Origin of the sequence: Microvirga lenta (assembly GCF_020532555.1) — a bacterium.
Taxonomy (GTDB): domain Bacteria; phylum Pseudomonadota; class Alphaproteobacteria; order Rhizobiales; family Beijerinckiaceae; genus Microvirga; species Microvirga lenta.
The window spans coordinates 402,764-415,606 of sequence record NZ_JAJBBR010000001.1; the positions used below are offsets into that span (position 1 = coordinate 402,764).

At 66.0% G+C, this 12,843-nt stretch carries 16 protein-coding genes and 1 tRNA gene; 2 read left to right on the top strand and 15 right to left on the bottom strand.

Annotation, left to right across the window (positions count from 1 at the left end; all coding sequences use genetic code 11):
- Positions 1-11: 11 nt before the first annotated feature.
- The 6 genes from phnL to phnG are packed head-to-tail and all read right to left on the bottom strand — an operon-like array spanning position 12 to position 4,598.
- Positions 12-713 carry a phosphonate C-P lyase system protein PhnL gene (gene phnL / locus LGR44_RS02125; protein ID WP_226736697.1) on the bottom strand — a complete coding sequence of 234 codons (702 nt, stop codon included), beginning with the start codon at positions 711-713 and terminating at the stop codon, positions 12-14.
- A 2-nt stretch (positions 714-715) separates the two neighbouring features.
- Complete coding sequence (gene phnK / locus LGR44_RS02130; RefSeq protein WP_226736699.1) at positions 716-1,492, bottom strand: phosphonate C-P lyase system protein PhnK; 777 nt, start codon at positions 1,490-1,492, stop codon at positions 716-718.
- On the bottom strand, positions 1,485-2,408 hold the full coding sequence (locus LGR44_RS02135; protein WP_226736701.1) for an alpha-D-ribose 1-methylphosphonate 5-phosphate C-P-lyase PhnJ: 924 nt from the start codon (positions 2,406-2,408) through the stop codon (positions 1,485-1,487). The genes phnK and LGR44_RS02135 overlap by 8 nt, the downstream gene beginning before the upstream one ends.
- A complete protein-coding gene (locus tag LGR44_RS02140) occupies positions 2,405-3,511 on the bottom strand; it encodes a carbon-phosphorus lyase complex subunit PhnI (protein ID WP_226736703.1) in 1,107 nt (368 codons plus the stop codon). The genes LGR44_RS02135 and LGR44_RS02140 overlap by 4 nt, the downstream gene beginning before the upstream one ends.
- A 2-nt stretch (positions 3,512-3,513) precedes the next feature.
- Positions 3,514-4,110, bottom strand: a complete 597-nt coding sequence (phnH, locus tag LGR44_RS02145) for a phosphonate C-P lyase system protein PhnH (protein WP_226736705.1) — start codon at positions 4,108-4,110, stop codon at positions 3,514-3,516.
- Positions 4,107-4,598 (bottom strand): phosphonate C-P lyase system protein PhnG, encoded by a 492-nt coding sequence (gene phnG / locus LGR44_RS02150; RefSeq protein ID WP_226736708.1) that lies wholly within the window; start codon positions 4,596-4,598, stop codon positions 4,107-4,109. The genes phnH and phnG overlap by 4 nt, the downstream gene beginning before the upstream one ends.
- 74 nt (positions 4,599-4,672) lie before the next feature.
- On the opposite strand from phnG, the gene phnF reads away from it, so the two are divergent.
- Positions 4,673-5,422, top strand: coding sequence for a phosphonate metabolism transcriptional regulator PhnF (gene phnF / locus LGR44_RS02155; RefSeq protein WP_226736710.1), 750 nt, complete (start codon positions 4,673-4,675; stop codon positions 5,420-5,422).
- A gap of 6 nt (positions 5,423-5,428) precedes the next feature.
- Here the strand turns inward: phnF and phnE (LGR44_RS02160) are convergent, their stop codons facing one another.
- From phnE (LGR44_RS02160) to LGR44_RS02195, 8 genes are all read right to left on the bottom strand, one after another.
- Positions 5,429-6,298 (bottom strand): phosphonate ABC transporter, permease protein PhnE, encoded by an 870-nt coding sequence (gene phnE / locus LGR44_RS02160; protein WP_226736712.1) that lies wholly within the window; start codon positions 6,296-6,298, stop codon positions 5,429-5,431.
- Positions 6,295-7,191, bottom strand: a complete 897-nt coding sequence (gene phnE, locus LGR44_RS02165) for a phosphonate ABC transporter, permease protein PhnE (protein ID WP_226736714.1) — start codon at positions 7,189-7,191, stop codon at positions 6,295-6,297. The genes phnE (LGR44_RS02160) and phnE (LGR44_RS02165) overlap by 4 nt, the downstream gene beginning before the upstream one ends.
- 63 nt (positions 7,192-7,254) lie before the next feature.
- Positions 7,255-8,157: a phosphonate ABC transporter substrate-binding protein gene (gene phnD, locus LGR44_RS02170; protein ID WP_226736716.1), complete on the bottom strand. Its 903-nt coding sequence runs from the start codon at positions 8,155-8,157 to the stop codon at positions 7,255-7,257.
- 71 nt (positions 8,158-8,228) lie between these two features.
- Entirely contained in the window at positions 8,229-9,035 is an 807-nt protein-coding gene (gene phnC, locus LGR44_RS02175) for a phosphonate ABC transporter ATP-binding protein (RefSeq protein WP_226736718.1), read from the bottom strand.
- A gap of 83 nt (positions 9,036-9,118) precedes the next feature.
- Positions 9,119-9,742 carry an LbetaH domain-containing protein gene (locus LGR44_RS02180; RefSeq protein ID WP_226736720.1) on the bottom strand — a complete coding sequence of 208 codons (624 nt, stop codon included), beginning with the start codon at positions 9,740-9,742 and terminating at the stop codon, positions 9,119-9,121.
- Entirely contained in the window at positions 9,739-10,431 is a 693-nt protein-coding gene (locus LGR44_RS02185) for a DUF1045 domain-containing protein (protein ID WP_226736723.1), read from the bottom strand. Before LGR44_RS02185 ends, LGR44_RS02180 begins: the two co-directional genes overlap by 4 nt.
- A 336-nt stretch (positions 10,432-10,767) precedes the next feature.
- Positions 10,768-11,595: an IS5 family transposase gene (locus LGR44_RS02190; RefSeq protein WP_226736725.1), complete on the bottom strand. Its 828-nt coding sequence runs from the start codon at positions 11,593-11,595 to the stop codon at positions 10,768-10,770.
- A gap of 40 nt (positions 11,596-11,635) precedes the next feature.
- The gene (locus LGR44_RS02195) at positions 11,636-11,947 is read right to left on the bottom strand and encodes a DUF6894 family protein (protein WP_226736727.1); all 312 of its coding nucleotides are present in this window, start codon (positions 11,945-11,947) and stop codon (positions 11,636-11,638) included.
- Between the two features lie 249 nt (positions 11,948-12,196).
- On the opposite strand from LGR44_RS02195, the gene LGR44_RS02200 reads away from it, so the two are divergent.
- Positions 12,197-12,544, top strand: coding sequence for a DUF6665 family protein (locus tag LGR44_RS02200; RefSeq protein WP_226736730.1), 348 nt, complete (start codon positions 12,197-12,199; stop codon positions 12,542-12,544).
- 212 nt (positions 12,545-12,756) lie between these two features.
- Here the strand turns inward: LGR44_RS02200 and LGR44_RS02205 are convergent.
- Positions 12,757-12,833, bottom strand: a tRNA-Arg gene (locus LGR44_RS02205).
- Positions 12,834-12,843: the final 10 nt, after the last annotated feature.

A 12,843-nucleotide genomic window follows, 5' to 3' on the forward strand; every position in this document is an offset into this window, starting at 1 on the left:
CCCAAATTCACTCAGGCAGCCTTAGCGGCAAACTGCGTCACATCGACGACAGTGGTGGCGAGAGCCTCGCGAACCTCGTCGTCGTGAAAGATGCCGACGATCGCGGTGCCGCTGCGCTTCTTGTTCTCGATCAGATCGATGACCACGGCCCGGTTCCGGGCGTCGAGCGATGCGGTAGGTTCGTCGAGAAGAAGGAGCGACCGATCCGCGATCAACCCGCGCGCAATGTTGATCCGCTGCTGCTCGCCGCCCGAGAACGTCGCCGGAGGAAGCCCCCAGAGCCGCTCCGGCACGTTCAGCACCGTGAGCAGTTCCTTGGCCCGCTGCGCGGCTGTTTCGGCATCGAGCCCGCCCTGCCGGCCGGCACCGGCCACGATGTCGAGAGCGCCGACGCGCGGAATGACGCGCAGGAACTGGCTGACATAGCCCATGACCGACCGACGAAGGGCGAGGATGCGGCGGGGTTCGGCGGCCGCCACGTCCACCGTCTCGCTGCCGTCCTGCACCAGGACGCGGCCGGAATCGCAGCGATAGTTGCCGTAGATGATCTTCAGGAGAGACGATTTCCCTGCACCTGAGGGCCCGCCGAGAACGACGCACTCGCCGGGACCGGCCGAGAGGCTGACGTCGGACACGACCTCCAGCATGGCGCCGCCATGAAGGTGCAGGGTGAAGGATTTCGAGACGCGTTCGAGCGTGAGGTGCGGGGGCATGTTCAGACCACCAGAACGGAGGAAACGAGGAGCTGGGTGTAGAGCTCGCGCGGATCGTCGAGGACCTGGTCGGTAAGTCCCGTCTCGATCACGCGGCCGCTTTTCATCACCATCACCCGGTGCGACAGCAGCCTTGCCACGGCGAGATCGTGGGTCACGATGATCACCGCCAGGCCCAGTTCGCTGACGAGGTTGCGGATGAGGTCGAGCAGGCGGGCCTGGACGGAGGCGTCGAGGCCGGAGGTCGGCTCGTCCATGAACACGAGCCGAGGATGGGTGACGAGGTTGCGGGCGATCTGAAGGCGCTGGCGCATCCCGCCGGAGAATGCCTTCGGCGTATCGTCGATCCGGTCCGTCTCGATCTCGACGCGTTCGAGCCAGTCGAAGGCGGTGCCGCGGATCCGCCCGTAGTGACGCTGGCCGACCGCCATGAGACGCTCGCCCACGTTGCCGCCTGCGGAGACGTTCATCCGCAACCCGTGCGTCGCGTCCTGCCGGACGAAACCCCAGTCGGTTCTGAGAAGAAAGCGCCGCTCGGCCTCGCTCATCGCGAGAAGGTCTCTCATGGCACCGTCACGCATGCGGTAGCGAATGCCGCCTCGGGTCGGCGACAGCTCCGTCGCGAGAAGGTTGAGGAGCGTGGACTTGCCGGAGCCGGATTCGCCCACGATGGCGAGCACCTCGCCTTCGTACAGGTCGAAGGAAACGTCGGCGCAGCCGATCCGGTGGCCGAAGTGCTTGGTCAGCCCCGAGACGGAAAGCAGCGGTGTATCAGACATGGGAGCTCTCCCCCTTGAGGGCTGCGGGGGTGTCGGCCAGCATGGCCCCCCGGTGGCCCTGTTCGCGCCGCTCCTCGCAGGAATCGGTATCGGAGCAGACGAACATCCGCCCGCCGCGATCGTCCATGACGACCTCGTCGAGATAGACCCCTTCGGCCGCGCAGAGGGCGCAGGGGTGGCTGAATGTCTGGATGCGGAACGGATGATCCTCGAAATCGAGACTTCGCACCTGCGTATAAGGCGGGATGGCATAGATGCGCTTCTCCCGGCCGGCGCCGAAGAGCTGCAGCCCAGCCATCATGTGCATCTTCGGATTGTCGAATTTCGGTGTCGGCGACGGGTCCATGATGTAGCGCCCGGCAACCTCGACCGGATAGGCGTAGGTCGTGGCGATATGGCCATGCCGCGCGATGTCCTCGTACAGCTTCACGTGCATGAGGCCGTATTCCGCGAGCGCGTGGAGCTTGCGCGTTTCGGTTTCGCGCGGCTCGAGGAAGCGCAGGGGCTCCGGGATCGGCACCTGGTAGACGATCACCTGCCCCTCGCCCAGCGGCTGCTCCGGGATGCGGTGGCGGGTCTGGATGACGGTCGCCTCCCCCGTGCGGGTTGTGGTTCTGACGCCAGCGGTGCGCTTGAAGAACTTCCGGATCGACACCGCATTCGTGGTGTCGTCCGAACCCTGGTCGATCACCTTGAGCACGTCGTCCGGGCCGAGGATCGACGCAGTCACCTGCACGCCGCCCGTTCCCCAGCCGTAGGGCATGGGCATCTCGCGCGACGCGAAGGGCACCTGGTATCCCGGAACCGCAATGGCCTTCAGGATTGCCCGGCGGATCATGCGCTTGGTCTGTTCGTCCAGATAGGCGAAGTTGTAGCCGGTCTCCGGGGCGGTATGCGTTGCCGATTGCGCGGTCATTCTGCGGCCTCCGACAGAGGATAGGGATGATTGGCCTCATGCTCGGCGCGCATGCGGCGCACGAGATCGAGTTCCGCCTGGAAATCGACGTAATGGGGCAGTTTCAGGTGCTCGACGAAGCCCGTCGCCTGAAGGTTGTCGGCATGGGAGAGCACGAACTCCTCGTCCTGCGCGGGAGCGACCGCATCCTCCCCGAGTTCGCGGGCCCGCAGGCTGCGGTCGACCAGGGACATGGCCATGGCCTTGCGCTCGCTCTGGCCGAAGACGAGGCCGTAGCCGCGTGTGAACTGCGGCGGCGTGGCGGCGCTGCCCTTGAACTGATTGACCATCTGGCACTCCGTCACGGTCAGGCGACCGAGCGGAACCGCGAAACCGATCTCCTCCGGCACGAGTTCGACCGCCACCTCGCCGACCCGAACCTCGCTGACGAACGGATGCGTGCGGCCATAGCCGCGCTGGGTCGAGTAGCCGAGGGCCAGGATGAAGCCTTCGTCGCCCCGCGCCAGCGCCTGCAGGCGCAGGTCGCGATCCGCCGGGAAGGTCAGGGGTTCCCGCGTGAGGTCGCCGACCGTGTCGCAATCCGACGCGCTCGAAGGCTCGATCAGCCCCTCCGCATCGAGAAGGTCCGTCACGCGCGGCATGTCGCCTTCCGCCGCACCGGCATCGGCTTCCGCCGGCGGCTGCGGTGGCTCGCCGTTCGCCTCCAGCATGAAATCGAGCAGGCGGTGGGTGTAATCGAAAGTCGGGCCCAGCACCTGCCCGCCCGGCAGGTCCTTGTAGGTGGCGGAGATCCGGCGGCGGATCTCCATGCGGGCCGTGTCGACGGGCTGCGAGTAACCGAAGCGGGGGAGCGTCGTCCGGAAGGCGCGGACGAGGAACACCGCCTCGATCAGATCGCCCCGTGCCTGCTTGAGGGCGAGCGCCGCAAGAGCCCGGTCGTAGAGCGATCCTTCCGTCATCACGCGGTCGACGAGCAGGCCGAGCTGCTCGGAAACCTGCGTCACGGACAGTTCGGGCACCGACGGATCGCCACGCCGCTCATGGGCGAGGAGCCGGTGCGCATTGTCGATGGCGGCCTCGCCACCTTTGACGGCTACATACATGGTCAGATCTCCTCGACGAAGCGCGTGGAGCGCGGCAGGCCGACGATCCGCCCGGGCGCGGCGAGCAGCACGTCCAACCCGCGGGGGAAGACGGCGCTGTTGAGCCGGACGATGTCGGCGAGGGCATGGGGCCACGGCGCCGCCAGCAGGCTCTGGCGGTCCGCGATTCCAGGTCCGCGCAAGACCCAGCCGTTCGTGTCGGAGAGATCCTCCACGGCGATGACGAGGGTCGTGGACCGGTCCGGGAACTCGGCCGTGCCGAGCGCGAACTGCTCGACGGGCAGCGGCATTCCGGGATCGGCGATGAGCGCGAAGGCCGCTCGGCCGGGATCCGCCACCACGGCCGCACCGGTATGGAAGCGTAGGAAATCGGCGGCACCCGAAGCGGCCGCGAGCGCGGGGTCGAGCCAGATCGGGGCTTCATGATCCGCAAGAGCAAGGGCGATGGCGGCCAGTTCCGGCGTCATCGGCCGGGGCGGCTCGAGGCCGCTCGTCAGGGGCTGAGGACGACCTGGCCGCGCGAGGGCGTTCATGGCCGCATGAAACACCTGCTGAGCATCGGTCACCGGATCGCCGAAACCGTGCGCGAGCGCTGTCATTGGTCTTCTCCCCGGACCATCGTGAAGAAGTTGACCCGCGTGGCCGCGGTCCGGCGTTCGCGCGTGCTGCGTTCCCCGGCCAAGCGGGTGCGAAGAGGGTCCATGGCGCGCTCGACCTCGCGGCCATATCGCGGGTTCTGCACCAGGGCGTCGAGGATCGCGGCGAGCCGGGCTTTCTTCACGTCGCGCCCCAGTTGGTAGGCGAAGCCGGTCTCTCCGCTCTGAAGCCGAACGGCCGCGCGGGTGACGGTCGCCTCGCCGAAATTGAACGGATTGCCGTCGCCGCCCATCCGGCCGCGGACCATGACGAGTCCCGTTTCCGGACGGCGGAGATCCTCCACGGCTCCTTCGTAGGCGAGGGCGTCCATCACCGCCTCGAGATCGTCTAGGGTTCCGTCGGCGCAGAGGGCCATGACGGCCTGCCGGCGCGCGACCATGGGGTCGCGCGGGAGCTCGGGCGGTGGAGAAGCGGATTGGGAAGGAGCCATGGGTGCGATCCTCATTGGCAGAGATCTCGTCTAGTTGTATAGACGTATATACAACATGGAGGCATGAAGCTTTTATGACGGGCAGACCCCTTCAGGACCCTCAGCCGCTTCGTCGCGGCGCCGGTCTGACGGCATGGCGGCAGATCGCCGACAGCATCGAGGCAGCCATTGCGGAGGGCCGCTACGGGCCGGGCGAAAAGCTGCCGAGCGAGACGCAGTTCGCGGAGCGCTTCGGCGTCAACCGCCACACGGTGCGTCGGGCCGTGGCGGCCCTGTCCGAGCGTGGTCTCGTGCGTGCGACGCAGGGCGGCGGCACCTTCGTGGAAGCCAAGCCCCTCCATTATCCCATCGGCCCCAAGACCCGGTTCTCGGAGGCCATGGCCCGCGTCGGGCGCGAGGCCCGGGGCGAACTGATCCACTCGGCCGAGGCCGAGGCGAACCCGGAGGTCGCCGAGGCTCTCGGCGTGAAGATCGGCGCACCGGTTCTGCAACTCGTTACCCTCCATCGGGCGGACGAGGTCCCGATCTCGGTGGCGCGGACCTGGCTGCCGCTTCCGCGCTTCGCCGGTCTCGACGAGACCTACCGACGGACGGGCTCGCTGACCCGGGCCTATGCGCGGCACGCGGTGTCCGACTACTCCCGGCTCTCGACGCGCATTTCCGCCCGGACCGCGACCGCCGACGAGGCGGCCCATCTCGATCTCGCCGTCGGGCGCGTGGTGCTCGTGATCGACAGCGTCAACGTGAACCAGCGCGGTCAGCGGATCCAGGCGACCCGCTCCCTCTTCGCGGCCGACAGGGTCGACCTCGTCATAGAGCCCTGACTTGCGTCATGCGGCAGCGCGCTGCGGCCGGCCGATGATGGCCGAACGCAGCCGCACCGAAACCGCGTCGATCACCGCGACCGTGATCAGGATCATGATCACGAGGAACGACACCGCCTGCCATTCGAGCGTGCGGATCTGCTCCGCGAGGTGGAGGCCGATGCCCCCGGCGCCGACGATACCGATGATCGTGCTCGACCGGGTGTTCGACTCGAAGAAATAGAGAACCTGCCCGGCAATCACCGGCAGGACCTGCGGCAGCACTCCGAACCGGATCTGGTGCAGCCGCGCGCCGCCTGTCGAGACGATCCCCTCGACCGGCTTCCTGTCGGCCGCCTCGATCGCCTCCGAGAAGAGCTTGCCGAAGGTGCCGATATCGGCCGTCATGATGGCGAGCACTCCGGCGAAGGGGCCGAGCCCGACCACGTTGATCCACAGCAGCGCCCAGATCAGCGTGTCGATGCCGCGGATGCCGTCGAGAACCCGACGCGACGCGAAGCGGACGATGCGGTTGACCGTGGTGTTCCGCGCCGCCACGAAACCGATCGGGAAGGCGATCAGTGCCGCGAGCAGCGTTCCGAGGAAGGCGATGGCGACCGTCTCCGCGAGAGCGCCCAGGAATGTGACGAAGCGCGCCCAGCTGCCCGGATCGGGCGGGATCATGAGCCAGATCAGGACGCCCAGCTGTCCGATGCCGGACACCAGCTTGGTAAACGAGAAGTCCAGGCGCCAGAAGCCGAAGACGAAGAGACCGGCCAGAACCGCAACCGTCGCGATCGTCGCCGACCGTGTCGCCCATGAGGGCGCGAAGACGGCCGCGTGCCGCGACTTCAGGGCGTGCAGGTCCTGCACCGCGAGCTTCGGGGATCGATTCATGGCCGTTCCTCCCGGCTGATGAGGGCATGGCGCAGGCGCTCGGTGCCCAGGTCGATCAGCACGACGGTCAGGATGATCAGGAGAAGGAGCGCGGAAACGTCGGCATAATAGAATTTCCGGATCGCCTCGATCAGGTCCTGGCCGATTCCGCCCGCTCCGACGAAGCCCATCACCGATGCGCCGCGGACATTGATCTCGAACCGCAGGAGCGTGTAGCTCGCGAAGTTCGACAGAACCTGCGGGACGACTGCGAAGCGGATCGTGTCGCTGAAGCCCGCGCCCGTCGCCGTGCACCCCTCGACCGGCTTCATGTCGATGTTCTCGACGACCTCGGCGAAGAGCTTGCCGAGCGCTCCCATCGTGTGAATGGCGATCGCGAGAACGCCCGGCACCGGGCCAAGCCCGAAAGCAATGATGAAGATGAGCGCGAAGACGATCTCGGGGACCGTGCGGCAGAACTCGAAGACGCGCTTCACAAGGCCCCGCAGCCAGGCGTTCGGCATCAGGTTGGTCGAGGCGGAGAAGCAGAGCAGGAATGCCCCGATGGCTCCCAGCATCGTCCCGAGATAGGCGATCAGGATCGTGTCGCCGAGAAGGCTCAGCCACTTGCCGAGGCCCCAGAGCCACTCGGACGGATCCGTCCAGACCCGGCGGCCCACCATCGGCCCGCTGTCGAAGGTGAGGATGCGGTCGAAATAGCTGAAGAAATTGCCGAGATTCCCGAACAGCTTGAAGAGGTCGACCTCGGCGACCGCACCCGAGAGGAGCGTCAGGCCGGCGACGATGCCCAAAAAGAGAATGGCCTGGACACGCTTCTTCCTGTTCGCATCGTCGTAGGCCCGGGCGTATGGCGCGAGCCTGTCGTCCGGCAGACGTGAGAATGATGTGGCCATGGGATCCGTTCAGAAAAGGCGGCCCGCTCGAACGAGCGGGCCGCTTTGAAACATCGCGAGAGGTCAGGAGCGCTTGCGGAGCGAGTCGACGAAGCCGATGAGCTCGACGATCGGCTCGTAAGCCTTGTGGTCGACCGAATCCCAGGGACCCTGCTTGCCGTCGTAGATCTTCTTGAAGGCCTCGGGATCCCTCTTCGGCATCTCGAGCACGGCCTGCTTGATCTTGGCCTTCAGGTCGGCCGGGAGATCCGTCAGGTACGCGAAGGGCGAGTTCACGATCTGGTCGGACTTGAAGATCATGCGGAAGTCGTCCGCCTTGACCATCTCCTTGCGGGCCATGCGCTGGAGGTTGGACTCGTTCTCGTCGTTCCACCAGTTGAAGGCCGCATCGCAGGTGCCCTGCTGAACCCCGATAACCGCATTCTCGTGGCTGCCGGCATAGACGACCTTGCTGAAGAACTCCTCGGGCTTGATGCCCATCTTGTTCATGGCGAAGCGCGGCACGTTGTTGCCCGAAGTGGAGTTGGGATCGACGAGGCACAGGTTCTTGCCCTTGAGGTCTCCGATCTCCTTGTAGGGGGAGCCGGCCTTCACCCACAGGACCGAGTGATAGCCCTTGGTGCCGTCCAGATTGGTCTCGATGGCGAAGGGCTCGATCTTGGCGCCGGTCACATAGGCGCGGGCGTAGGAGGCCGGGCCGTACTGGGCGATGTGGATGTTGCCCGAGCGCTGGCCTTCGATGACGGCCGCGTAGTCGTTGGCGATGCGCAGCGTGACCTTCGTGCCGAGCTCCTTCGAGAGATAATTGACGAACGGCGTCCAGCGGTCCGTCACGCCGGAGGCGTTCTCGGCCGGGATGATGGCGTAGACGAGTTCCGGATATTGGGACTTCCAGTCCTGCGCCTGGGCCGCTCCCGAGAGGGCGAGCGCGGCGGCCGCGCCGAGCATGAGGCGACGAGTGATCATGACGACAGTCTCCTTGGTGTACGTTCGAGAGAATGAAAGGAAGGTCCCGGGCAGCCGCGCCGGGTTACGGTTCAGGCCGCGTAGGCGGGAACTCGGCCACGCGGCGCGACCTCGACGTCCAGCTCCACATCGACCACGTCGCCCGATTCCAGGCCGTAGAGCTGGCGGCTCACGTCGTCGGTGAGGTCGCTCGGGCCGCCGTCGAAGACCACCCGACCTTCCGCCATGCCGACGAGTCGGTCGCAATAGGTGCGCGCCAGATCGAGGGAATGGAGGTTGCACAGAACGGTGATGCCGTACTCGCGATTGATGCGCGCGAGCGCATCCATCACGAGGCGGGTGTTGCGGGGGTCGAGCGAGGCGATCGGCTCGTCGGCCAGGATGATGTCGGGCTGCTGCACCAGGGCGCGCGCAATCGCGACGCGCTGCTGCTGTCCGCCCGAAAGCTGTTCGGCACGCTGTGCCGCGAGCCCCGCCATGTCGAACTGCTCCAGCGCCGACAGGGCGATGGCCTTGTCTTCTTCGCTCCACAGCTTCAGCAGCGAGCGGTGGCTCGGGATCCGGTTGAGCCGGCCCATCATCACGTTGGTGAGAACGTCGAGACGGCCGACGAGGTTGAACTGCTGGAAGATCATGGCGCAACGCGCACGCCAGTCGCGGAGATCCTGTCCACGAAGATCCGAGACGTTCGCCCCGTCGAAGACGATCCGTCCGGACGAGGGGTCGATCAGCCGGTTGACGAGCCGAAGGAGCGTCGATTTTCCCGCGCCGGAGCGTCCGATGACGCCGACGAAGGAGCCGGGCTGAATGGTCAGGCTGACCTGATCGACCGCGATCTTGGGGCCGAACCGCCGCGACAGACCGTCAATGATGAGCATGGCTTCACCTCGTGTGTTGAGGCCGATGTAGCCATCCCGAATGAAAGCCCAATGACCGTTACACGACGCTCGAATGACATTCGCTACGTTCCTTCGTATCGGTCGAGAAACGCCTCGACCGACAGCTCGCGGAAATCGCGGAGACCCCGTCGCAGGCGTTCGTGGTCCCAATCCCACCAGGCCAGTTCCTGCAGCCTCTCCGAGACGCTCTCGTCGAACCGGCGCCGAATGACCCTGGCCGGATTGCCGCCCACGATGGTGTAGGGCGCGACGTCGCGGGTCACGATGGCTCCCGCCCCGAGGATCGCGCCGGTCCCGATGGTCTTGCCCGGAAGAACCACCACGCCGTGGCCGATCCAGACGTCGTGGCCGATCGCGACCGCATGGGATCGACGCCAGTCGAAGAAGGTCTCCTCGTCATCCTCCTCCGGCCAGTATTGCCGCGAGCGATAGGAGAAATGCGCCTGGCTCGCCCGCCACATCGGGTGATTGCCGGGATTGATCCTCACATGCGAGGCGATCGAGCAGAACTTGCCGATGGTCGTGTACGCCGTCTCGCCGTCGTGGACGATGTAGGAATAGTCGCCGAGGGTCGTCTCGACCATCGTGGTCCTGGCGCCCACCTCCGTATAGCGCCCGAGACGGCAGTCGCGCAGCCGGGCGGTGGGATCGACGGTCGGAGTCTCGGAAAGCTGTTTGGCGCTCATTCCTGTCCTCCGAGGCCGATGCGCGACACGACGCGGAATGGCTCGTCCGGGCCCGCCTGCTCCAGGAGAGTGATCGAATCCATCAGAAGCGTTCTTTCCTCACCCATCCGGTGTTCGAGGCTCTCGAGCCACGCTCCCACGCGCTCCTGCGGCAGCGGACCCGTCAGCGTCATGTGGAAGCGGAACTGGTCGAACACGTAAGGATATCCCCACCGCATCAGCAGGTTCCGCTGCCGGGCCGAAAGATTGGCGGCCTCGCGGCGCTGGAGATCCCTCTCGCTGAGCGGGGCGCGAAACCCGTCGAGCGCCGCGACGCACTCGGCCGCGAACAGGGACAGTTCGACGGACGGCATGTCGAGGGTCAAGGCGATGAAGCGGCCGAGCGGGCGCGGTGAGAGCGTCCCTGCCGCAAAGGCCCGGTGGTCGGACGCGAAGTCGCGAACCGCGTTCTTGAGATCATCGAGACTCGCCCCCTCTTTCAGGGAAAACGGCGCCTTGAGCGTGCCGTGGAATCCATAGCGGCGCGGTTCGGCCGTATGCGTGCGAAGTTCCTCCGGGTCGATGCCCCGCAGGGGCGGCTGGGCGACGAACTCACCCGAATGGCAATCGTAACCGAGAACGGCTGCGCCGAGCCCGGCGAGCTCCGAACCGGGAGGCGGCGTGAAATAGAGGGCGTAGCGAGGGGACATTGAATGCTGAGGGACCGACTGGTTGTTGAGGAAACGTCGGGGCGCCGCGACCCGTCGGCCGCGGCGCTCCCATGCTAGGCCAGGGCGACGGCGATGTCAGGCCGCGACCGCCGGCGCCGTCCGGGTCTTCGGAGGCGCAAGGCATCGACACAGGTCCGTCCGCGATGCCGCCGGCGCCTATCCGTCGCCGTGAGAATCGGCAATGACCGGGCATCGATAGGAAGGCCGAATGACGATGCGTTGAAGCTTGCATGACGCAACCATGACGCGCCGGCTCGCGGAGCGTTCGGCTCCGATTCCACGCAAGTGGAAACGGATCTAGAGGGTGTCTGGAAATTAAGCTGCGGCATGGACTAATCTTTTGGTCATGAGGCGGCACATGGCGAGATAAATCCACGTCTCGGTGGTCGACGGCAGGCCCTCCCAGTCCTTGGCCAAGCGGCGGTTGCGCACGAGCCACGCAAAGGTACGCTCGACAATCCAGCGCTGCGGCAGAACCGCAAACCTAGCTGGCATTTCCGGCGCGGGTTGATCAGCCGGCACCCATGCCCAACGCCGCGGCCGCTTCACGATCAGCAGCGTCCATCCGAGCTCTTTCGCCAGCCAGGCGGCCAGCCCCTGATAGCCCATGTCGGCAAACAGACACTCCACATCCGGATAGCGGTCTCTCAGGTCTGCCAACACAGCTTCGGCCGCACGACGGTCATGCACATCAGCTGGGTGGATGAGCACGTGCAGGATCAGCCCCTGCGTGTCGACCACCAGATGGCGCTTACGGCCGGAGATCCGCTTGCCACCGTCATAACCGCGCTCGCCGCCGGCCTCACTGGTGCGGGCGGTCTGGCTGTCGATGATGGCAGCGTGCGGTTCTGGACTGCGCCCGGCCAGCATCCGGGCCCGGGTGCGTAGGGCATCATTGATGGACCGCCACGTGTCGCGCTGGCGCCATCGCCGGAAGTGATCATACACGCTCTGCCAAGGCGGATACTCGTGTGGCAACAGCCGCCAGGGCTCGCCACCGCGCAGGACATAGAGGACGGCATTCAGTACCAGCCGCAGGTCATGCTTGCGGGGCCGCCCGCGGCGGGTCGTAGGGGCCAGGAGGGGCGCCAGGATCGCCCACTCCGCATCGCTCAGGTCGGTGTCGTAGCTAAGGGCTGTCATGCCCCTTCAGATGGGAACCACCCGAATTTCCAGACACCGTCTAGACGTAGGGCCGGGACAGATCCGATGAGGCGATGAACGCAACCTCCGCCAGTTCCTCGTCGTCGCAGAAGAGCGGCTTTGCCTCGGAGACCGCAGCCTCTGCGAGCCTGACGACGCAGATGACGGCGCCACTGGCGTCATGAACCTCGATGCGCCACGGCAAGGCGCTTCGAACCATCCAGCTCTCCAACAGGGCGCGCGCATCGTCGAGCGCGTGCTGTCGGGCCGCGATTGGACCCGGCAGCTCGATGCCCAGCGGATCCGGATAGGAGCGTTTCCCGTCGGTGATGTCGAAGAAGTAGCGCTGCATGATGATTTGGTGCTCTAGCGGCCGTGGCTGACAGGGATGTGACAAGGCACCGATCGATCCGGCGAAAGCTCCGCCAGGCCATGCACGATCTGCTCGTGGCCGATGAGCCGGAGCAGGTCGCGTCTTCTCGCAGCCGGGCGCGTCGGCACAGGCTCGACCTCTGCGGGGAGTTGCGCCAGGGTGTCGCGTTCACCCGTGAAGACGGCGACACCATCTTCCTCGCGTTGCCACGCCTTGCGGAGACACGAAATGGCAGTTCGCATTCCCCAGAGCCTCTCGACCGGCCTCCAGCCGGAGAACGGCTGGAACGTGCTCGATTACGAGCTTCGCGAGCAGAAGGCACACGCTTTGGGGAGCTTGAGCGGCCAGGTCGAGCGGGCTCTTGCGGCGTTGAGGACCTTCGATGCCGGGGAGCATGGACCGGACGGAAACCATCGCCGTCGTGCATTGCTGGACGAGGCCGCTGACCGGGTCTGGGCCTTCATGATCCAGCGGGAGCTCTGCGGGCTCCGGAACTGGGAGGCTGTCGTGAAGGATTACGGCATTCCCCGAGAGGTGTTGAACCGGGTGGGGCAAGTCAGGCGCGAGGCGGACTAGCTGCATTCGGCGTGCGTCAGCGGAACCGCGGCGCGCTTGGCCGAAAGCGATTCGCGTCGCGCGTGCCTGCGGCTCCGGCGGTGTCCGTTCAGGAATGGATGTGAATCGGTTCGGATCGAATCGCGATCCGCGCTCCCAAGGAACCGGTCGTTGATGCTGCTGATTGGGAGGACGTGTCAGCCAGGCTCACAATGCCCGGCTTCGTAAGGAAATGGCGCGCCCGAAAGGATTCGAACCTCTGACCCCCAGATTCGTAGTCTGGTGCTCTATCCAGCTGAGCTACGGGCGCTTTTTCAGCA